This is a genomic window from Psychrobacter nivimaris (assembly GCF_904846365.1).
Taxonomy (GTDB): domain Bacteria; phylum Pseudomonadota; class Gammaproteobacteria; order Pseudomonadales; family Moraxellaceae; genus Psychrobacter; species Psychrobacter nivimaris_B.
Window position 1 is genome coordinate 73,754 of sequence record NZ_CAJHAL010000004.1, and the last position, 21,103, is coordinate 94,856.

The 21,103-nt window shown below is 42.0% G+C and carries 19 protein-coding genes; 4 read left to right on the forward strand and 15 right to left on the reverse strand.

Annotation, left to right across the window (positions count from 1 at the left end):
- Window positions 1–117 precede the first annotated feature (117 nt).
- Complete coding sequence (locus JMX63_RS03235) at window positions 118–1,143, reverse strand: LysR family transcriptional regulator (protein WP_201570887.1); 1,026 nt, start codon at window positions 1,141–1,143, stop codon at window positions 118–120.
- 234 nt (window positions 1,144–1,377) lie between these two features.
- Between JMX63_RS03235 and JMX63_RS03240 the strand changes: the two genes are divergently transcribed.
- On the forward strand, window positions 1,378–2,397 hold the full coding sequence (locus JMX63_RS03240; RefSeq protein ID WP_201570888.1) for a hypothetical protein: 1,020 nt from the start codon (window positions 1,378–1,380) through the stop codon (window positions 2,395–2,397).
- A gap of 161 nt (window positions 2,398–2,558) precedes the next feature.
- Entirely contained in the window at window positions 2,559–3,011 is a 453-nt protein-coding gene (locus tag JMX63_RS03245; protein ID WP_201570889.1) for a hypothetical protein, read from the forward strand.
- Between the two features lie 151 nt (window positions 3,012–3,162).
- Here JMX63_RS03245 and JMX63_RS03250 read toward each other — a convergent pair whose 3' ends face one another.
- From JMX63_RS03250 to JMX63_RS03280, 7 genes are all read right to left on the reverse strand, one after another.
- Window positions 3,163–4,329, reverse strand: coding sequence for a TauD/TfdA family dioxygenase (locus JMX63_RS03250; protein WP_201570891.1), 1,167 nt, complete (start codon window positions 4,327–4,329; stop codon window positions 3,163–3,165).
- A 257-nt stretch (window positions 4,330–4,586) separates the two neighbouring features.
- A complete protein-coding gene (gene ppc, locus JMX63_RS03255) occupies window positions 4,587–7,367 on the reverse strand; it encodes a phosphoenolpyruvate carboxylase (RefSeq protein ID WP_201570899.1) in 2,781 nt (926 codons plus the stop codon).
- 160 nt (window positions 7,368–7,527) lie between these two features.
- Window positions 7,528–8,985, reverse strand: coding sequence for an alanine/glycine:cation symporter family protein (locus JMX63_RS03260; RefSeq protein ID WP_201570901.1), 1,458 nt, complete (start codon window positions 8,983–8,985; stop codon window positions 7,528–7,530).
- Window positions 8,986–9,052: 67 nt separating this feature from the next.
- Window positions 9,053–10,540, reverse strand: a complete 1,488-nt coding sequence (locus tag JMX63_RS03265; protein WP_201570902.1) for an aldehyde dehydrogenase — start codon at window positions 10,538–10,540, stop codon at window positions 9,053–9,055.
- A gap of 52 nt (window positions 10,541–10,592) precedes the next feature.
- Window positions 10,593–11,456 (reverse strand): 4-hydroxy-tetrahydrodipicolinate synthase, encoded by an 864-nt coding sequence (gene dapA, locus JMX63_RS03270; RefSeq protein ID WP_201570903.1) that lies wholly within the window; start codon window positions 11,454–11,456, stop codon window positions 10,593–10,595.
- A 100-nt stretch (window positions 11,457–11,556) separates the two neighbouring features.
- Window positions 11,557–12,819, reverse strand: a complete 1,263-nt coding sequence (locus JMX63_RS03275; protein ID WP_201570904.1) for an NAD(P)/FAD-dependent oxidoreductase — start codon at window positions 12,817–12,819, stop codon at window positions 11,557–11,559.
- A gap of 69 nt (window positions 12,820–12,888) precedes the next feature.
- A complete protein-coding gene (locus JMX63_RS03280) occupies window positions 12,889–13,878 on the reverse strand; it encodes a proline racemase family protein (protein WP_201570906.1) in 990 nt (329 codons plus the stop codon).
- 234 nt (window positions 13,879–14,112) lie between these two features.
- On the opposite strand from JMX63_RS03280, the gene JMX63_RS03285 reads away from it, so the two are divergent.
- On the forward strand, window positions 14,113–14,910 hold the full coding sequence (locus tag JMX63_RS03285; RefSeq protein WP_201570908.1) for a helix-turn-helix domain-containing protein: 798 nt from the start codon (window positions 14,113–14,115) through the stop codon (window positions 14,908–14,910).
- A 42-nt stretch (window positions 14,911–14,952) separates the two neighbouring features.
- Here the strand turns inward: JMX63_RS03285 and JMX63_RS03290 are convergent, their stop codons facing one another.
- Together JMX63_RS03290 and JMX63_RS03295 are read right to left on the reverse strand one after the other, a co-directional pair.
- Window positions 14,953–16,218, reverse strand: coding sequence for a tyrosine-type recombinase/integrase (locus tag JMX63_RS03290; RefSeq protein WP_201570910.1), 1,266 nt, complete (start codon window positions 16,216–16,218; stop codon window positions 14,953–14,955).
- 1,298 nt (window positions 16,219–17,516) lie between these two features.
- Complete coding sequence (locus JMX63_RS03295) at window positions 17,517–18,008, reverse strand: hypothetical protein (protein WP_227673221.1); 492 nt, start codon at window positions 18,006–18,008, stop codon at window positions 17,517–17,519.
- Between the two features lie 202 nt (window positions 18,009–18,210).
- Here JMX63_RS03295 and JMX63_RS03300 point away from each other — a divergent pair, with 202 nt between their 5' ends.
- A complete protein-coding gene (locus tag JMX63_RS03300; RefSeq protein ID WP_201570912.1) occupies window positions 18,211–18,879 on the forward strand; it encodes a hypothetical protein in 669 nt (222 codons plus the stop codon).
- 153 nt (window positions 18,880–19,032) lie between these two features.
- On the opposite strand, the gene JMX63_RS14575 is transcribed toward JMX63_RS03300, so the two are convergent.
- From JMX63_RS14575 to JMX63_RS03315, 5 genes are all read right to left on the reverse strand, one after another.
- The gene (locus tag JMX63_RS14575; protein WP_265089087.1) at window positions 19,033–19,197 is read right to left on the reverse strand and encodes a hypothetical protein; all 165 of its coding nucleotides are present in this window, start codon (window positions 19,195–19,197) and stop codon (window positions 19,033–19,035) included.
- Entirely contained in the window at window positions 19,178–19,339 is a 162-nt protein-coding gene (gene rhuM, locus JMX63_RS14580) for a RhuM family protein (protein ID WP_320157860.1), read from the reverse strand. The genes JMX63_RS14575 and rhuM overlap by 20 nt, the downstream gene beginning before the upstream one ends.
- 63 nt (window positions 19,340–19,402) lie before the next feature.
- Window positions 19,403–19,546, reverse strand: a complete 144-nt coding sequence (locus JMX63_RS14585; RefSeq protein ID WP_265089085.1) for a hypothetical protein — start codon at window positions 19,544–19,546, stop codon at window positions 19,403–19,405.
- A 74-nt stretch (window positions 19,547–19,620) separates the two neighbouring features.
- Window positions 19,621–20,364 carry a M90 family metallopeptidase gene (locus JMX63_RS03310; RefSeq protein ID WP_201570914.1) on the reverse strand — a complete coding sequence of 248 codons (744 nt, stop codon included), beginning with the start codon at window positions 20,362–20,364 and terminating at the stop codon, window positions 19,621–19,623.
- Window positions 20,365–20,447: 83 nt separating this feature from the next.
- Complete coding sequence (locus JMX63_RS03315) at window positions 20,448–21,020, reverse strand: TetR/AcrR family transcriptional regulator (protein ID WP_201570916.1); 573 nt, start codon at window positions 21,018–21,020, stop codon at window positions 20,448–20,450.
- Window positions 21,021–21,103: the final 83 nt, after the last annotated feature.

Consider the following 21,103-nt stretch of genomic DNA (forward strand, 5'->3'; position numbering starts at 1 on the left):
TATTTGTTTGCATTGCCATTCTTGTTAGTTAGCATACTTATAAAATAATATCAATATTTAAAATGAATTATTTTTGGCGGTTCTTTATAACACAATATTCATCGGATATCTGCCCATTTAGGCCTGTGACACAAATTTTTGCTGCCGATAAGTGATGCCGCGCTGTTCGTAGACGTGATAAATGGCTGTGAGCAAGTCAGGTATTTTTGGGTGTACAAAGTCTTTGAGGGTGTGTAAATAAATAGGGGAGGTGACATTTTCATGAACCAAACGTTGATAACTGATCTGTTCCGTACGTACGGTTTGCAAGCTGGCAGGCACCAATGTAATGCCTTCGCCTGCCGCGACCAGTCCCAATGCTACCTGCAAATCGCTGACTGTCGTGGTCATAAAAGGTGAGATGCCATACTGGGCAAAAAGATGTAGTAAAGGCTCAGTAATAGGCTCGCTAGATGCTGCTTCATGAGTAGCAGCACGGTTGACTCTATTTGTAGATAACTTGTCGTTCGCTTGGGTCACTGCCTCTGTCGTCACCGTGGACGATACTGGCAAATGTGTTTGATGATATAAAATTAAGCGATTGTTCGCTAGGTCTATCAAGCGCTGCTTACGTACATTGGCAAGCGGGTGTGATTTTGGTAATGCCACCACGTAGCGTTCATGACGTAGCAGAATCTGCTGAATCCATGGATCTTGGTGTGCAAATCGGCCAAAACCAACATCAATCTCACCAGACTTGAGGGCATCCATTTGTTGATATGAGCTAATGTCTTTTAAATTAACATCGATATCAGGGCTGAACTGTTTAAGCGTGGCAATGATTTCAGGCAGTAGGCCATATAGCACTGAGGGCACAAAACCTATATTTAAAACGCTGCTTGGTGCTGATAGACGCTGAGTCATACTGGTCACCGTATCAATCTCGGTCAGTATGGTGCTTATTTTATCGTAGAAAAAACTGCCCGCTTCTGTCAGATGTAGTGGTCTGTGGTAGCGATCAATAAGCACCACGCCCATGTCAGTCTCTAACTGTTTTAGCAAGCGACTCAGGCTCGGCTGTGACAGTCCTGTTTTGGTGGCGGCAGCGCTAAAGCTGCGCAAGTCGGCAACCGCGATAAATGCATTGAGCTGTTTTAAATCCATACTATTGAGCCTGTCATAGTCTATGCTATCTCTACATAGAACAGTTCTTAAGGTTGATTTATCATATTATTTAGAATAGTTCTTATCAATATTAGCGTTATCCCATAAATTGTGCTTGAAGATAATAGGTTGAGCAACTATATTGGTGGCTAATAACACTGTTACACTATAGTAAGAAAATTCATTCTAGCAATCATTTAACACCAGTAGAAAAAACTGGTTTGGTATTATTCTATGAGCGACGAAAAAAAAGACGCTGGCACCAATTTTGATGAAAAATTGGCTAGAATTATTGACCAAAAGTCGCGTAAGCGTAATAACAACGACATCTATGAACGCTTTATTAATCGAGTCCATGGTTCTGAAGAGAACGATCAGGCTGCGTTTGAAACATTAGAAAGTGCAAAGAACCTTGCCGCTTTCGAACCCTTGAGCACAGAAGAGTTGCAGCTGTTTGAAGATCAAAGCAGTGAACAAGAATTATTGCTAGAAACAGAAGATGCTACAGCAGAAAACACCACCTCTAAAGCCTCAAATACAAGTACATTATTTGAAAATGTATCTGAAAATCATGTGCTGAATATCGCTAACGATAGCGACAGCATTAGTATTGATGTCAATGATGTCAGTTCAGATACAGAGGCCCCAGAATATATAGATCGTAACAATATAGATAATAGTAACCAAACAGAGTCACCCTCTACGATTGACCATAGTGAATCTAACATAACTGAGATATCGGATGATGATTCTTTAAACATCTCTTTAAAAATTGAGGATGTGTCTGAATCAGTTATCGAAGAGCCAGTCATAGACAATAAAGTGATCAAAAGCAAGAAACCATTCATGATGGCTATGGCGATTGGTTTAATCGTATTGGTTGCTATTGCATTAATGCTTGTATTTTCAGGAGTCTTATCTACTTCTACGGTTGATGATAAAGATAACAGTACTGATGATAACGTAGAGACAGACAGTACACCAGCTGTTAGTGCTGATCCAGAACTGTCTACTGACAGTCAAACAACTACGGATGACGTTAACCCTGTAAGTACGAAACCAGCCACTACTCAGCAAGATAATTTGGACAATAATAGACAGGACCTGCCAGCTGCTAATGAATCAGAGTCAACCTCTGAAGCTCCTACACCAGAAAATGATGCCACTGTTATAGCTACTGAGGAAGCTGCTATAACTTATGAGGACTTTAGACAAGAGTCGCAGACTACCTTGTACCGCGAAACCAATAATTAAAGGATTTACGTTTTATACCATTTCAGACGGTTAGATAACCGTCTATCAATTTATTCGAGCGCTCGTACTAGAAATTGTTGCAACACAATATAAAATTCGTATCATTATGTAAAAGGCGCGTTTATGTGCCATTTATGATATAAATTAGACGGTACGTAACTATGAATGAATCAGAAAACGTGAATAATGATATCGAGCCAAAAAGCATCAGACCCCGTAGCCTTGTTTTTGCTATTATCAGTGTCATCTGTATTGTTCTAATATCCGCCTTCTATATGTCTAACCGTATTTCTTCCACGCTATCTCAAGCGTCGACGACTAATAACGGTTTAACAGTCAGCAACATTACTAAAGAGGCTAATGCTAATCAGGCTGCACAACAGCATTCGAATAGCCAAAACCAGCCTAGCAAACCTATAGTTATTGACGGTCATGAAGATGACACCGCCATTAGCTATCATGACTTCAAGCAAGAAGCGCAAAATGTGCTATTCCGTGAGGAAGAAAAGATCATACAAGCCAAGTACAGTGCACATGGTATAACGCCTGCTGTCAGCGCTGCAGACTTTAGAATAGAAGCACATAAAACCTTATATCATGAATCCAGTTATTAAGGCCACTATTAGCACTATAAGATTATGATAACTATAAGTCAGTAAGTGAATAATATTAAGCCCCATTTCTCTTCTCTCATGTTTAGAGAGGAGAAATGGGGCTTTTTTTGTGGGCTCAGTGCTCCATGCTTTAGCTAGCTTGCGGATAGCTTTAAGCCAGTTGCTTTTTGAGCGTTCGTAAACGGCTTTTAAATTCTGAGCGGTCAACATAACAGCCTTTGAGACGACGCTCACCGACGTTTTCATCAAATGCGTTACGCCCATGCAGGACTCGGCGGTTATCAAAAACCACCATTTGACCAGCCGCTAGTTTTAACTCAATCTTATAGCGACTGTCTTTTAATCGAGCCATCAGCTCTCGATAAGCAAGGTAGTAGTCGTACATAACGTCACTTGGTAAATCGAAAACATCTGCAAGATGGGCGTTGTATTTGATTTCGACGATGTTGCCAAAGTTGTCTAAATTGATGACAGGGTGGTGCTCACGGATATCATGGGCGCTGTCATGAAAACGAAAGGGGATGGCATATTCGGCAAGCAAGCGAAAATACTCCGGCTGCTCTTCTCGTAAACCTTCTAACACCTTTAACCCATCTACGAAAGTAGATTCGCCGCCTATGCTTTCATTACTCAAAAAATGCAAAAATTGATAGCCTGGAGGCAGTTCCTGATTTGGCAAGTCGGTATGCAAAGGTAATGAGAGCGAGGTATAAGCCAAATTAATAGGCGACTTCTCTGATATGACATCAAAGGTCATACCGAAATTAGTTTGCCGTAGATAATCGACTCGCATAGCGGTCTGTACGCCAGCATCAGAGTCATCTGGCATATTATCAATAATGGTAAGCCCATATTTATCCAGCGCACTCATCCACTCATATAAAGCACTGTCACTGGTCATGATACTCTGCTGGTCATACATGGGGATGTGGTCAATAAACGTGCCATCCCAACTTTCATAAGGACTGCTATGGTCCTTGGCCAATGCACTAGAATACCCAAACTCACGTAACCAACTCTGATCAAAGTGGCTGATATGTGCTTGTTCTGACCATTCAATCGTCAGCGTTGTGTCATTAAAAGAAACAGAAAGTGGATGGATATCTTTTGAGATACTCAGCAAATCAAAGCTACGCTCGCCAGTGTGCGGATGAAAAGCCGATGGGCAGTTATCACGCAGCCAGATATAGTGGTAGGTGCTGTCAATACCATCATTCCAGCGTATTTTAATAGCGCGGTCAATGAGCGCAACGGATTCTATTTGATAGTCAGTTGCTACGGCGATGTCTAGAGATGGTGTTGATTGAGGCGTTTCCATTGGAGCAGACCCTATATATACATGAAGTAAAAATATATTTTACGGTATCTTGTTCGGATCGGTTATTCAAACAATGAATTACGAATCACTTAATAGGCAATATCAATAAACGCAGTACTAAACTGCGATTGATATCTGGCGAGATATTTTTTGAAGGGTTTTGAATAATATTAAGGCTTCGCGAACGAAGCCTTAATATTTGCGACAATTGGTATAAGCTTTTTATTTATCCGAAAGCTAATTATCGAAAAGCTACCTTAACCAGTATTTCGTAACCCTGCAGCTAGCGCATTGATACTACGGATTAATGGATCTTCTACATTAAGGTCGCCATGTGCCGAATCGTTTGGGGTGTCCTGTTGTCTGGCACGCTTTAACAGCTCAATCTGGATATAGTTAATAGGATCTAGATAAGCGTCTCGCCACTGCAGGGATGAAGCAAGATTCTGCTGATTGGACAATAAAGAGTCTTGCTCAAGCAGAGAGTTTAATCCTGAATTGGTCAGCGCGTATTCATCGGTGACCGATGTCATGATTTTTTCGCGTAACGGCTCATCATCACACAGTTGGCTATAAGCCTCAGCGATATTCATATTGGCTTTGGTAAAGGCCATCTCGATATTACTGATAAATACGCTAAAGAAAGGCCAATGCTGATTCATCTCTTTCATCAATGCTTCGTCTTTTTTGACACTATCTAGCGCACTACCGACGCCATACCAAGCAGGTAAGGTAAAGCGTGCCAGTGACCAGCCAAATACCCAAGGAATCGCTCGCAAGGTGGTCTTACTTGGTAGGCCTTTTTTGCGATGGGCAGGACGTGAGCCAATGTTTAACAGAGATATTTCTTGTACTGGGGTCACCTCGGAATAGAATTTATAAAACCCTTCGGTACGATCGGTCAGCTCGCGATAACGCTGTTCGCCAGCATCTGCCAGCTGTGCAAACAGCGCTTCATACTCTGGCAACTCAGTCGGTTGCACCACAAACCTTGTTGAGCAGGCTTTGAGTGTACCTGTAATAGCCATGGTCAGCTCAAACACAGCGGTATCTGTATTGGCATACTTGGCATAGAGCACTTCGCCTTGTTCGGTTACTTTAATCTGCCCATGCAGCGTGCCTGCCGGCTGTGCAGCAATGGCTTTGTGTGTTGATCCACCACCACGGCTCACAGAGCCGCCTCGACCATGGAACAAGCGTGTTTTTATACCATATTGCTCAGCAATGTTATTAATGGTTTGCTGTGCACTATAAAGCTGCCATGCAGAGGTGATAATACCGCCGTCTTTTGATGAGTCTGAATAACCTAGCATAATCTCTTGCGTGTTATCCGTGTTCCGTAGCAGTCCACGATATAGTGGATTATCTAATACGGCAGGCAAGATTTTATCGATATTTTTGAGATCTTCGATGGTTTCGAACAACGGCGCAACTGGCAAATCAGCAGACAATTGACCTTCGTCATCAATTCTGCATAAGCCTGCAAACCGCATTAGTAGCAATACTTCTAGTAGCTGGCTAGCATTATTGGTCATCGAGATAACATAGCTACCAAAAGTAGCCTGTCCCACCAGTTTGCGTAGAGTGGCGACCGAATTCATCAGTGACAATTGTTCACGCGTTTTGTCTGTCAGGTTATCAGTATAGATAAGCGGCGTGCCTGGTTTTTCTAGCAAGCGCGTCAACCACTCTTGACGTTCGGTTTCACTTAGCGTCTGATAGTCAGGCAGGTTGGAGGCACTAGCAAAGATATCTGCAATCACTTCGCCATGGTATGACGACTCTTGACGGATATCGAGCGCGGCCAAATGAAAGCCGCACGTTTTGACCAAACGAATCACATCTAGTAGTAACCCATCGCTGTGTGCCGTATCGTGTGTATTGACACTTTGACGGATAATGCGCAGGTCTTCTAGTAATTCTTCTGGATTGGCATAGGCATCTTTTTCAGCCTCGATGTCCGTGCCTTTGCTTTGGATACGGCGATTGGTGGCTTTGACTTTAGTTAGGATGATAGAGAGCAGGCGACGATATGGCTCATTGCCATAGTCATCGAGGTTATAGTCAAACACACGCTGATCGAGCTCATCATAACTTTTGATTTTGGCATATACGTCAGGTGAAACGGTGACAATGGTGTCACTATGAATCAGCTGGCGGCGCAGCTTTTTGAGTAGCACCTGATAGTGACGCAGCACGGTATCAGCATGCATCAATACAGCAAGTTCTGTGGTCTCAAAAGTCACAAAAGGATTGCCATCTCTATCGCCGCCAATCCATGAACCAAAGCTCATAAATGCAGGCAGTGGATAGTCTGTGAGCTCTGGATAGATATCGACAATGGCTTTTTTGATATTACGATATACTTTAGGAATGGCATTGAATAAACTGGCATTAAAGTAATGCAAGCCATTGTTAATTTCATCATATACCAATGGCTTACGGGTGCGCACTTCATCAGACGACCATAATAGATCAATCGTTTGCGCCGTTTGCTCTTTGGCTTGTTCATAGGCAAAGCTGTTTTCAGACACGTTGTTTAAAGCGTCGCTATGCGTGAATAGACTTTGTAAGATATTCATCGTTGTACGCCGACGCGCTTCGGTAGGATGCGCCGTAAATACAGGTGTAAACTTCAGCTGATCAATCAGCTCTTGCATTTGAGCGGGCTCAATATTGCGTTCACGACACTCAAGTAAAGTACGACGAAATGATCCTTCCCAGCTTTGCTCAGATTGCATACGCAGCTCATGACGCTGCTCACGCAAATAATTCTCTTCGCTTAGATTGGCTAGGAAAAAATAGATAGAAAATCCGCGTATGACGTTTTTTAAGGTTTGATTATCCAAAGAAGCAATAAAATCGATAAGCTGCTGTTTATGTGCCTCATTCGGCTCACGACGCTGTTGAATAAAGCCTTTGCGCAGCGTCTCAATCGTATCTAGCGTCTGCTCACCAGATTGGCGAGAAATAGCATCACCTAATAATGAACCCAACAAGCTGGTACGTTTACGTAGTACGTTGTTATCTAGTGTCATCTTCAACCTTCCTATCAAATGAGTGGATACAATACTATGGTTATCTTATACGTAATATCCTTATGGTTTTTTGCAATTTAACATAAATAGGTGAGGCCTGCTTGATGTTGATAGCAACTTTTTTACTAGTAGATATTAGCAGACCTCTAATGCACTATTATTAAAGCAATTTTTTATGACCATGCTCATTGCTATATTCTATCCAAAAGTCCGCATTATCCACTCCAGCCTTTCTAGGGTCAAAGACAGGGTTTATACCTAATTTCATCTGCTCGTCGTAGTCTTTTAGAACTTTTAGAGCAACTTTACTTAGCAGCAAAATGGCAATGAAATTCAAGTAGCACATACTGCCAAACCCTATGTCACCTAACGCCCACATCATACCGATTGACTGGACACTACCCGTGAAACAAACGATTAAAAAGACCAGTTTGAGTACATGCTTGAGGATGGGGTAGCGCAGTTTATTGTCCAAATAGACCAACGTAGTTTCGGCAATATAGTAATAAGCAACCAAGCAGGTGAAGGCGAATAAGAAGATAGCAATCGCCACAAAGCCACTTCCATACTGGTTAAAGACAGTAGAGACAGCCGCTTGGGTAAATGCCGTGCCAGCTTCAATACCCGGCATATTATCAACTAGGGTTACACCTTCAGGGGTCACCACGTTATACATGCCAGTTGATAGAATCATTAGCGCTGTTGCCGTACAGACAAGCACCGTATCGATGTAGATAGAGAAGCTTTGCACTAAACCTTGTTTGGCAGGATGTGATACTTCGGCTGCCGCTGAGCTAAAGGTCGCCTCGCCAGCACCCGCAACGTTTGAGAAAACAGCACGGCGTACGCCCCAAGAGATAGCAGTTCCAACCATACCACCAAACACTGCATCCATGCCAAAAGCACTCTTAAAGATAAGTGCAAACATGGCAGGGATATTTTGAGCGTTAAATGCCAATACAATCACCATCATGAGAATATAACCGATTGCCATGACAGGTACGACTTTTCCTGCAAAATTAGCAATACGCTTTACACCGCCAAATATAATGATACCTAAGAGTACGACAAGGATAATTCCTGTTACAACAGGCGGTATGTTAAATGCTGTATTAAAAGAGTCCGCAATGGTATTGGCCTGAACGCCAGGCACTAACACGCCGTAAGATAGACAGGTCACGATAGCGACGATGATAGCAAAAGGTTTTAGCTTCAATCCTCTTTCAATATAGAACGGGGAGCCGCCACGATATTGATCACCGACCTTATGTTTGTATACCTGCGCTAAGGTCGACTCAATAAAAGCACTAGCACCACCTAACACACCCATGACAATCATCCAAAATACTGCCCCAGGGCCACCTGCTGCAATGGCTGTTGCAACCCCAGCAATATTACCCACACCAATACGTCCTGATAGCGCCATACAGAAAGCTTGGAAGGAGCTAATCCCAGCTGATGAGCTTTGTTTGTCGAACAACAGCCTAATCATTTCTTTGAAATAACGGATTTGTACGGCGCGAGTCATAATCGTAAAATATATGCCGACACCTAACGCAAGATAGACTAGGGCGTCACTCCAAATATACCCGACGATAGTATTGATGATATTTTCCATAACTTTACTTCCTTGTAATGTTTTTGGTTATGCTGACTTGGGCGTGGATAGCGGACAATGTCAGTTTTTAGTTCACCAACCAGATAGTTTTGGTTTGGGTATACTGGGACAACGCCTCTAAGCCATTGTCACGACCGCCGAAGCCAGATTGTTTATAGCCACCAAAAGGTGTCGTAATATCACCCTCAGAAAAACCATTAATCGAGACGGTACCAGCTTTAATAGCGGATGCCACGCGGAATGCGCGATGGATGTTTTGTGTATAAAAGGAAGCGGCAAGCCCATAATTACTCTGATTGGCGAGCTGAATAGCTTCCTCTTCGGTTTCAAAACTAGTGACAGCTAAAAGTGGACCAAAAACTTCTTCTTTAAACAGCGTCATGTCTGGGCTGACATTATCAAAGACGGTAGGCTCGATATACCAGCCACTACCGAGTTCATCGTGGATACGTCCACCTGCGATCAAACGAGCACCCTCCGTTTTTGCAGTATTGAGATGTGATATTACTTTCTCAAAATGCGCTTTTTCGATCATTGGGCCAATAGCGACCTCGGGGTCGTAAGGATGACCAACCTTCCAAGACTGAAGACCTTCTTTTAATAGTGTTAATAAGGCTTCTTTTTGACTAGAATGGACAAGTAGACGTGAACCACAGCTACAGTTTTCGCTCATATTCCAAAAGGCAGCGGATAAAATATGATCGATGGTTTGTTCATTGATAATGGCATCTGCAAAGACGATTTGAGGGCTTTTGCCACCACACTCTAAGACGACTTCCTTAAGGTTGCTTTGTGCAGAGTACTGTAGAAACAGTCGACCGACTTCGGTTGATCCTGTAAAAGAAACCATATCAACATCCATATGCTGACCGAGTGCCGCACCTACTTCTTCACCAAGCCCACAGACTAACTGCAACGCCGCTTTTGGCACGCCAGCCTCGTACGCCAATTGTGTTAATCGATATGCTGAGAGCGAAGTCAATTCAGCAGGTTTAACAATGACTGAATTGCCAGTTATTAATGCGGGTGCAACTTTCCATGCATACATTTGTGCTGGGAAGTTCCATGGTAGTACTGCACCCACTACACCGATAGGCTCTTGTACTACAAGGCCTAGTGCATCTGCGCCAGTAGGAGCAACCTTGCCAAAAACTTTATCAGCCGTTTCGGCGTACCATTCGAAGGTTTCAATCGTAGCGGGCAGGTCAGTGTTGAGACATTCCGTAATAGGCTTGCCTGCATCGACGCAATCTAAGGCAGCTAACTCATCCATATGCTCATGCATTAACTGACACCAACGCTGCATGATAGCTTTGCGCTCTGCAGGAGACATCCGTCGCCACTCACCCTGTTCAAAAGCGTCTCGGGCTGCCGCGACCGCCGTATTAACATCTTGCTGACTCCCATTAGCAATACTACCTATGCAGGTATTATCAATAGGGCTGTAGTTAGGGAGTGTTGTCTCGGATACTGGTGCTGTGGTATCTATTAAATGGCCTGCCCAAAGCTGTTGGTTGCTGGCGAGTTCGAAGACTTGTGCTGTGGTCATACTCATTAGATTGTCCTTTTCTATACAATGGTAGGAACGATAAGAATGGTTCGATGTATCAAGACAGAAGTGCTAAAAATGACTGAGTCTCTTCTTTTGACATATCAGTCAAAGGTAGTCGTACTGACCCAACATTAATGCTCCCGTTAATGCAGCCTGCTTTGGCCTTTTGGTTATAGTTTCCAGACTCCATAGAGTGGATAGCAGGATACATGGCTGTCATTAGTTCTTTAGCACGGTTCCAATCGCCTTTTTGTGTGGCTTCAAACAATGCGACTTGTTCTGCTGGAAATACGTTAGCCGCACCAGCGATCCAGCTCTTAGCACCCCAAAAGAAGAAATCTACTGGTTGATCGTCACAACCACAGACCACTTCAAAGTTTTCAAAATCAGCCTGTAGCATACGTAATGCATGGCTAAAATCGCCACTGCTCTCCTTGACGCCTACAATATGAGGATTTTTGGATAAATGCGCGACGGTTTCAAATTCAATGCTCACACCGACGCGTGCTGGAAAATTGTACATAATGATAGGCAGGTCAGTGGCATCAGCGACGGTTTCAAAGTGCGCAATAATACCGTCTTGGTCTGGTAGGCTATACGGATTGGCTGATAACATTAAACCGTCGTAGCCCAAATTTTTGGCTTGATGAGCAAGTTCGATAGAATGATTGGTCGATAAACTGTTGATACCTGCAATCAGAGTGACTTTGCCTTTGGCAGCATCAGCGATAGTGGTCAAAACCAGTTCGCGCTCTGCAGGCGAGAACGTGTAGTATTCACCCGTTGTACCGCAAGCTACGATTCCGGTAACGCCTTTTTCTATGAATACATTGACCAGTTCGGTTAACTTTTGAGTATCGATATCTCCATTAACATCGAAAGGAGTAACGATAGGGACTAAAACGCCATGAATGTTCATATAAATATCCTTATTTGGAAGTAAAAGCCGTTAGTCAGCCATGAGCTGTTAGCGACGTTGTTGGTTCTATGAGTTGTCATAGAGATAAGATGTTCGATTATTATTTAAAAGATTTAAGTTTGAAGCGGTTTAGACGATAGGCAGTAGGATCTACCATGGCAGTATCGCCAAAATACAAAGCCGCGATCATCTGTGCGCTTATGACAGCTTGGGTCAGACCTAGATGCTGATGACCAAAGTTTAAAAAGACTGAGTTATGTCTATCTATGATGGGTAGCGAGTCTGCTGTAGAAGGTCTAAACCCCATCCATTGCGTATTGCTGTCACTATCTAGTGGGGTGTTTAGCATTGCTTGAGCTTGTTTAAACAGCATATTCGCACGGTTCATGTTTGCTGGCGCCTCAAGTCCTGCATACTCAACAGTGCCAGCCAAGCGCAGCCCTTTTTCCATTGGTGTCATAATAAAGCGGCGATCCATGCTAGAAATAGGGATGGTAAGACGCTGAATTTCGTTAGGAAGCATCAGGTGATAGCCTCGCTCTGTATCCATTGGTACTGAGACGCCTGTTAGCTGTTTGGCTAAGGCTTTAGAATGCGCCCCTGCGGCGAGCATAATTTTGCTGGCATGAAGCTGCTTTTGTGTCGTCGTCAAACGAATACCATCAGTTATTACTTCCGCGCTCAGAACACGGCAATTTTCATAAATCTGACCACCAAGCGATCTAAAAATAGTACTTAATTTATGGGTAATGGCTTCTATATTGGTGATATGACCTGTCTCTGGAAAAAACAAAGCACCCAATTGATTGTCTTTTAACGCAGGCTCAAGATCTGTCAGTGCTGATTGTGAGAGTAGGTTGTTAGAAACCCCTAAACGGTTTAAGCGTTGGCCGTGTTCAGTCAGCACTTTTAGGCTGTTGGGCGTCTCTGCGGTTAATACAGAGCCTTGTATTTGTACCCAAGAATGTAATTGCCACTCTTTGGCAAAATCTTGCCAAGCTTGAAGGCTCTGTGCATTTAATGCCAAAAGCGCTTGGTGACTGCGTGCAAATGGTTCGGTACGCATATTAAGTAATAACTTGAAGGCCCATGGTGCTAAGCGTGGAAGGTAGCGCCAATCTATCCGCAGAGGTCCTTCAGGGTTGAGTAGCATGGCAGGAACATGTCGTAAGATACTGGCATCAGCGATAGGGAAAACCTGTTCAGTGGCAATGTGACCTGCGTTGCCATAAGTTGCACCGCGACCGATTTTATCGGCTTCCAAAATCGCAACTTTTACCCCGCGAGACTGTAGGGTAACCGCAGCACATAGCCCGATAATGCCACCACCGATAATATGTATATCAAACACTTGTGTGTCCATGAGACTCTCGCTTTTCTGACCTTACTGAGCAGTGATTGGTTGCGTTCTAGAAGCCATACAAACGGGTATTTATAAAGAAATACCCCATTTGAACGGATCGCTGTCTTGAACGATGAGAGAGGTCTCTGCACATACGTAGGCGTACCCTCGGATCGTGGGGATAATAGTATTGATAGGGTGGTTATGAAGAGGGTTATGATTACTAAGCACATCAATAGGCTGATAGCTGGCACTAAAGACACTGCCAATGATGCTTTGCTGATACCAAGTCTCACCAGGTGCGAGTACATTGTCGGCGGCTAAGCAAGCCAATTTGGCACTGGTTCCAGTACCACAAGGAGAGCGATCGTAGGCAGATCCAGGGCATAATACGAAGTTTTTGCTGTTAGTGCCGGTGAGATCGCTCTTGCCAAACAGTTCTATATGATCAATTTCGCCATTGTTAGCACCCATAATTCCAGACTTATGAAGAGCTTTTTTGATCTGTATGCTAAATTGAGTAAGCGCCTCAACATTATTGGCTTCAATAGCTTGCTTATGATCGTTGACTAAGAAAAACCAATTACCACCCCAAGCAATATCTCCATAGATAGGACCGATATTGGGTACTTGAACTTCTACTTGTTTTTGGTAGCGATAAGAGGGGACATTTTGGACGCTACAACTACCATCATCATGCAAGGTTGCTTTAACTAGGCCTACGCTTGTTTCTAGATAGTGATCACCAGCGGTTATCTTTTGTTGATAAGCTAGAGATGCAATAACGCCGATAGTGCCATGGCCACACATACCTAAATAGCCATGATTATTAAAGAAGATCACGCCAGCCGTGGCACGAGGATCAGAAGGCGGGCACAAAAGCGCTCCGACAAGCACGTCATTACCACGAGGTTCTAGGATAATACTTTGACGTAAATGATCGAAATTCTGTTTGAAGTCTTGAAGTTTTTCTTGAATAGATTGCCCACTAAGCTCAGGAAATCCTTCATACACCATACGAGTAGGTTCACCGCCAGTATGCGAATCAATAATCTTAAGAGTGAAAAGCGTATCAAACATGACTGCCTACCTGATTCATCCGTGAGTTAATATACTGTTAGCATTATTCATAAATGAACAAAGCGTAAATATAGAATGACGTTTTTCAGAAAAGCAGTCTTGATGTTTTTATATGAATAAATGCGCATTTCTGCACAGGTTATAAGGATATTTAGGAGTATAAATATTGTGTAGCACCCTAAAATACCTGAAAAGCTCAACGACAAGCTTGAGATGCTATATGGGAATATACCGATGCGGCCGTTAGTATTAGAAACACCTACAAAACAACTGTCAAAACATCTACAGACTTATCAACCAGCCAATTTTGATGAGTTTGTTGGCAATATATCGTTATTGATGCCTTTGTTTGATACTATGAAAAATGTGGTGTTTTTTGTTAAAGATGACCAAGCATGCTATCGATTAGTCAGTAAAACGCTCATTAAGCGTAGCGGGCTTAAAAACAAAAAAGCACTAATAGGACTGACTACAGAGCAAGTATTTTTGAAGTCTCAAGGCAAGGATTATCTCAATCAGGATCTGAGAGTGTTAAGGGAAGGTAGGGAAATTGTTGATAAACTAGAACTTCATAGCTATGCATCAGGACAGCTGGGATGGTGTATCACGCAAAAAATCCCCGTCTATGATGTAAAAAATCATATTGTAGCAATGGTAGGTATATCAGTAGATATTGATGAAGATAACGAGCGGATATTACGCAAACACGCTCGATTGGCAAGCGTAGATCAATACGTACGAGACAATCTTGATCAAAAGATTAATATTGGTCAATTGGCGAAATTGGCAAATCTTAGTCAATCGCAATTGGAGCGTACCTTCAAAGCAGTACTCAATATGTCACCCATTCAGTTTGTACAAAAAATGCGTCTAGAGCATGCCATTCGACTATTAGCGAATCATAAGCTAACAGTGACTCAAGTCTCCTTAAACTGTGGATACGGTGATCATAGCGCCTTTAGTCGACAGTTTAAGCAGTTTACTAGCATGTCTCCTGTGAACTTCCGTAAAATACATTTCAAAGAGCCATAAATAAGTGCAAAAAAATATGGTTTTTGACTCTAAAATAACTCTCTAACGACTCCGAAGATTATCTATATAATCTGCCCAATCTTGCATCATCTGTACCCTAGTATCGATTTCGTCAAGTCTGTTGTAAGCCCCGCCATGTGTGTCTTTTATCCTGTGACCTAGTTGTAATTCTGTGACGATGTCAGAATAGCGTAGCTCAGGCTGTTCCATGAGCAAGGTTTTAGCCGATGCTCGAAATCCATGCGCACATTGCACGTCTTTATATCCAAGCCGGTGGAATATCTGCACCAACGTCGCCTTACTGATATAGGCGTTGCTTGAACCGCGCATCGACGCAAATACATATTCCTTATGTCCTGTAATTGACTGGATGTTTCGTAATCGCGAAATCACTTGCGTGGCTAAGGGAACAACTAAGTGCGAGACCATATCGTCACGACCTTCGCCCTTAGTCGGGGAGAATGCCCATGTATTATTATCCCAATCGATGTCATCCCAACGCATCGAGCGCAGATCGATACTACGTACAAACACATAAGGCAATAAGTTCATAGCTTCTAGTGTGATTTTGCTTGCGCCTTTAAAATTGGACATATCCTTTAAGAGAGTCGCAAATTGATCTGGTTTGGTGATGGCTGGCAAGTGATGGCCTGAATTGGCAGGGGCAAGCTCACCACGGGTATCGACAGCTACATTTCTATCGCACAACCCTCGAGCAACAGCGAATGAAAAGACTTTTTCAGTGTATAGCCGAGTGCTCGCACCAACGAAAGTCGCTTGATTGCCATTATTTTGAATCGACTCGCACACACTCAGTATCATCTCACTGGTGATATCGTCCATTCTTAAATCACCAATCTCTTGGCACATATATCCTAGACATAAATCCCAGAACTTGAGGGTTGACTCACTGTATGACGGTTTTTTAGATTTACTTTGATTGCGACCTGCTGTTTTGTGTTCTCGCCATGCTTTTGCAATCTCAGAAAATGGTGCGTTTTTTAGGTGAGTATATTTATTGGTTTGTTCTTTTTGCTGGATAGCTTTAGGGTCAGAGCCTTTTGCGACCATATCAAGAATGGTGTCTGCTTTATACTTAACCTCATGGAGACTGACATCCTCAATCTTACCCAACATCATCCTAGGGCGTTTGCCCTCGATATGCGGATGGGAGTAACGTAAGTAGTATTCCTTTTTGCCATTTGGATAAATACGAAGACTTAAGCCAGCTACACCTGAGACACTGACAGAATAATCTTTGTCTCGGCATTCGAGCTTGTTGATATCGTTTGCTGTGTCGATAGCCATAATGTATATCCGTCATATGATAATTAAGGTTGATGATAGGTTTATGATTGATGACTTATAAAAAGTCTCTTCTGTAGAAAAATATAGAAGTATTGGACACTATCATGGACACTGATATTCGTTAGTGTTGTTAGTAAAGCCTTTTAGATAATAGTTTTTAAGACGTAATTATCCCCAAGGTTCACTTGGGGATAATTATAGCATAGTGGCCAAATAGTGAGTAGGCCATACGCTGAATGGGTTACACGGCATTTCTACCAGTTATTTCGATACATAGTTAAATGCGATTATCGTTTCCATGATTGATTCGGCAAGGAGTTGAGCATATTCTCTACAAAACACATGCTCCTGTACTCGCACAGAATATAAAAATCAGGGTCATAGTACTGTTCTGTGCAAATTTAGAATGCACCAATTTTGAGGGGTTTATAGAAAATATATAACGAAAGGCTGAATATATTAAAAAATATCAATAGATAGCTCATTCATCTTAAAAATAGCTTGGTAACAATAAATAGAGGGCTACTGTTTATAGGTAGATAAAATTCATCACTCTGCAAGAATAAATAGCGTCAGTTCTAATGATTTAACAGTCTGTCTATGATTTAAATTTAAAAGGTTATACGTGATGACTTGGGTATGGCAATTAACAGCTGTATAAGATTAGAGGCAAGGATGACGTTTAGCTAAATTTTTGCAATTAGATATAAGTTGGTGATATTGAGCGATGTCTAGCCATACAAACGATGGTTGTCAAAAATAGGCTATTAGCATATCTATATTAAGGATTTAACCAGCGGACATAGATAACAAATAAACTATCATAGACGAGCAGCCATGATCATCTCGAATAAAAAGATAAGAACATATTTGGACATAGCCATTAGTATTTAGCGAAGCATAGAGCATTGATAACCAGTTATATAGTGAGTTTAAGTTTTACCATTCAGCAAAAATTAAAATTAACTGATTAAATGATGCGCCCATGAAAATTATGGAAAGTAAATTTTAGCAGGTGTGAACTATCATCCAAAAGATTCGATTGAATTAACAAGACAGAGTTAGTCGGCGAGAGCTAAACAGTTTGGTAGGATGTTTATATCCAGTAGCATTAGAAATATCTGATAATCCTGATCCTATAGTTAGTAAGATCTAAGCCCGCTACTTGATAGACTTCATTTAACATAATATACATTATACGAAAACAAACCAACGGTTTTAGTAGTTAGGCGCAAAACCATTTATACCATGTCATTCTTATGCCTTATATCAGATTTAATATTAGTTATAGAGTTTTACTAACGACAAGTTTCAAGCAAATGCTGACGTAACGTTTTGTCATCCTGATCTAAAACCACATCTGCAACTTGGCAATTTTTATCATTATCGTCACATGACAGCTCATAATAAATATCGCTACCTTGTGCTAAGCTAACCTGAACCAATCCTTGATCAGTTATTGAAAAATTTTTGTCTTGCGTATAGTCAGGATCTTGCGAACTCCAAAGTACATCGTAATCTATATTGCAGGACGTCTGAGTTTTCTCAAAATATTCTTGCTCAAGTTGCATGGCTGCTTGCAAGTCAGCATCAGCGTATTGCTGCAGCACTACAGGATTACTCATACCTTGATCATCAATATCTTGTTGGTACATTTTCGTGATGGTCGCAACCTTCATATTAGCCATGGCATTTTGTTTCTGATCTACTTTTGATACATCCGCTATAGCGTGACCGACAGGCATCAGTCCTATGGTTAATAGTAATGTCAGCGATTTATATGTTGGCATTTTATTCTCTGCGAGCTTTTGTCCTATAAGTGTTACCGACTATTACATCATACCTATATTCGGACTCTGCTGTATTATCGTATCATTCAGGTTTACTTACTAAAATATCGATTACATAGCGCTTTTATGGTATTTTTTACCAGTTCCCATGACAATTTATAGTGATGTTTCTTTCGCTAATAACTGTGCTAAGGATAATTTTATGATGACATTACCTGCTTTTTTTAAGGAAAAATCTGCAACATTAGTCTCTAGCAGCCTTCTGTTATTCACGCTAGCTGCTACGGGTTGTCAGTCTGCTTCTGAGTCCAGTGAAGCCATTGTATCTCAGCCAACCAGTAGCTCATCAACACCTAGTAATACTGATATCAGCCAGCAAACCCTTAGACAGCAAGCGTTACGTATACAGCGCGCACTGGCAAATAAGGACTTTTCTCGAATCACTAATGATATCCATCCAACACGTGGCGTTCGTTTTTCGATGTACGCTTATGTACGGCCTGAGTCAGATAAAGTCTTTAGCCGCGGGCAATTTGCACAGTATTTGCAGCAGTCCAACATTCAATTTACTTGGGGCGAAAAAGACGGTACTGGCGATCTGTTGGTTACGCCGTTGCCTACTTATTTAGATACTTGGGTAGATGGCAAAAAGTTCAATAACGCTAGTATCAATGTTAATGAATTCAAAAATAATGGCAATTCTATCAATAACTCAAAAGAAATATACCAAGCGTCAGACGTTGTAGAGTTCTATTATAAAGGCACAGATGAGTATGATGGTATGGACTGGCGGGTACTGCGCTTGGTATTTGATGAGTATCAAGGCAAGCGTTACCTGGTGGCCATTATTAATGATCAATGGACGGTTTAAGGCGTAGAAAAACGATTGCCCGACAACTTTTATAAGACTTGTTTAAATTGGCAACCTGCTCTATCTGGTTATAAATGCTATATATATTCAAATAAATATATATAGCGGCTTGTACTATATGGTCTTTGGTATAGTTTTTAATGACAAGCTTGTTTATTGCCCTTCTAATGACAACATATTCATAATCAATTTGATCAATTTTTTTTTGATTGGGTCAGACTCAGCGACCAATAAGGTCAATGCCGCAAGCCCGGTATTATTGATGACCATGTCGCCTTTATCATTCAGCAGTCGATGATTACAGTGTAAAAAATCCACGAACAAAAAAGCGCCGCTGCGTTGCCCAACGTCTAAATTGCACGCCTTGAGGAGATTTGATGCGATAACCGACTGATATAACCACGTCTAAGTCATAAAAAGTCACCGGGCGATCTGAATTTGCAATATGCATTTTTTGCATATTGCTTTTTTCAGCGATTTCTTCATCTTTTATGGCATTAGCGATATGACTAGAAATTACTGATTAATCACGACCAAACAACTCGGTCATCTGTGCTTGTGACAACCAGACTGTTTCTTGCTCAAAACGTACATCTACTTGCGCCTTTCCATCAGCACTTTCATAGATTTCTACTTTTGCCACATTATCACTTATAGCGTTAGTCATTTCAGCTTCCCTAATTCTAATATGCTTATGCTGTCTTAAATACAGTTTACTGTCACCATCTCTATAAATATCATTTATAACGGCGTCTGCCGAAAGAATTTCACCATAATCTGATAAATATCCGGATAAGCATCAACCAGCTTTTGCGGTGTTTCAAAAAACACTTCACTCAAAACCGCAAAAAACTCAGCAGGATTGGTTGCGCCATAACGATCAAGTCCTGACTTGCGATGTGTTTGAAAGTCCTCAAAATCGCGGCTCATAATCTGTGTCCAGTTTGCAGGATCCATATTAGGTTGCATGGGCGGAAAGCCATTGGCACGGCCATTCATCATATCGAGCTTATGAACAAACTCATGAATGACAACGTTATGCCCGTCACGTTCGCCTGAGTGCTTGGCATCTTTCCATGAAAGAATAACAGGCCCTCTCAGCCATGCTTCTCCGCTACGGTGTTGACTGCCTTCGTGGACGATACCAAACTCATCTACCGTGGTACTGTTACTTTTGTACGAGCCAGGATAAATGATGATGGATGACCAACCAGCATACCAATCAAGGCCTAAGTTTAAGATCGGCAAACATGCTTGCAGTGCAATCGACTGTCTGACAGCATTCGTAATTTCAAAGCCTTGTGCACCAGTGATAGATTTATCAGCTAAAAATAATGTTGCTAACTCAAATAAATGTTTCATCTCGTCAACATTTAATCTATCAAGTATCACGATACGCTCAGCCGCTTGCATCCAGTCAGCCTGAGTAAATTCACTGTTGTCTAGTATGCGCTGTTCACGCCAGTCTTTTATGATGCCAAACATAATTTGCTATCCTTAAACCTTAAGACATTGAAATAACTCAGCCTAGCATGCACTCACTTGCCACAAATATACCGATATCGTTATTAAGAAGACTTTATGGCATCCAACTGCACTTCTACCACTCGTAGCGCCATTGACTTCCAGTCCAAATTTATATCATCGGTAAACACCATGTGGTGACTGATACTGACGTACCCATGTACGATTGCCCAGATATCTAACGCTATTTGCCGACGTTGCGTCACGCTAGCCTCTTCTGATAAATAAGAACCTGCCACCCGAACCAACTTCGAAAACGCGCTGTCTCTTGCTGCAATGGCCTCGATTGAGGGCTGATATCCTGCGTCAGATTCCCCAAAAATTAGCCGATAGTGTGCTTCATATTTCTCGCCTACGTTGAGATACCCTAAGCACGCCTCTAGCACTTGCTCTTTGTTTGCTCTACCCTCTGGAATGACATCCATGGCTTCACGGACGAGATTAAACCCTTCTATGTACAGCGCATCTAGTATGCCTTGCTTACCTTGGAAGTGACTGTATATACCGATGGTGGACAACCCTGCACGTTTAGAGATAGCTCGCACGCTTAGGGCATCCCCGCCCCCCTCTAAGAAAAGCTCAGATGCGGCGTTTAGTATTTTGGTTCTGGCATCCATTAGATTCTCACTATGTCTTGACAATTATAACAGTGTTATTCTAGTATATAACACTGTTATACACAAACGATTATGAATTGATT

Coding starts and splice junctions, on each gene's coding strand:
- JMX63_RS03235 (WP_201570887.1), bottom strand. CDS start 1,143: ATGGATTTAAAACAGCTCAATGCATTTATCGCGGTTGCCGACTTGCGC.
- JMX63_RS03240 (WP_201570888.1), top strand. CDS start 1,378: ATGAGCGACGAAAAAAAAGACGCTGGCACCAATTTTGATGAAAAATTG.
- JMX63_RS03245 (WP_201570889.1), top strand. CDS start 2,559: ATGAATGAATCAGAAAACGTGAATAATGATATCGAGCCAAAAAGCATC.
- JMX63_RS03250 (WP_201570891.1), bottom strand. CDS start 4,329: ATGGAAACGCCTCAATCAACACCATCTCTAGACATCGCCGTAGCAACT.
- ppc (WP_201570899.1), bottom strand. CDS start 7,367: ATGACACTAGATAACAACGTACTACGTAAACGTACCAGCTTGTTGGGT.
- JMX63_RS03260 (WP_201570901.1), bottom strand. CDS start 8,985: ATGGAAAATATCATCAATACTATCGTCGGGTATATTTGGAGTGACGCC.
- JMX63_RS03265 (WP_201570902.1), bottom strand. CDS start 10,540: ATGAGTATGACCACAGCACAAGTCTTCGAACTCGCCAGCAACCAACAG.
- dapA (WP_201570903.1), bottom strand. CDS start 11,456: ATGAACATTCATGGCGTTTTAGTCCCTATCGTTACTCCTTTCGATGTT.
- JMX63_RS03275 (WP_201570904.1), bottom strand. CDS start 12,819: ATGGACACACAAGTGTTTGATATACATATTATCGGTGGTGGCATTATC.
- JMX63_RS03280 (WP_201570906.1), bottom strand. CDS start 13,878: ATGTTTGATACGCTTTTCACTCTTAAGATTATTGATTCGCATACTGGC.
- JMX63_RS03285 (WP_201570908.1), top strand. CDS start 14,113: ATGCGGCCGTTAGTATTAGAAACACCTACAAAACAACTGTCAAAACAT.
- JMX63_RS03290 (WP_201570910.1), bottom strand. CDS start 16,218: ATGGCTATCGACACAGCAAACGATATCAACAAGCTCGAATGCCGAGAC.
- JMX63_RS03295 (WP_227673221.1), bottom strand. CDS start 18,008: ATGCCAACATATAAATCGCTGACATTACTATTAACCATAGGACTGATG.
- JMX63_RS03300 (WP_201570912.1), top strand. CDS start 18,211: ATGATGACATTACCTGCTTTTTTTAAGGAAAAATCTGCAACATTAGTC.
- rhuM (WP_320157860.1), bottom strand. CDS start 19,339: ATGCAAAAAATGCATATTGCAAATTCAGATCGCCCGGTGACTTTTTAT.
- JMX63_RS14585 (WP_265089085.1), bottom strand. CDS start 19,546: ATGACTAACGCTATAAGTGATAATGTGGCAAAAGTAGAAATCTATGAA.
- JMX63_RS03310 (WP_201570914.1), bottom strand. CDS start 20,364: ATGTTTGGCATCATAAAAGACTGGCGTGAACAGCGCATACTAGACAAC.
- JMX63_RS03315 (WP_201570916.1), bottom strand. CDS start 21,020: ATGGATGCCAGAACCAAAATACTAAACGCCGCATCTGAGCTTTTCTTA.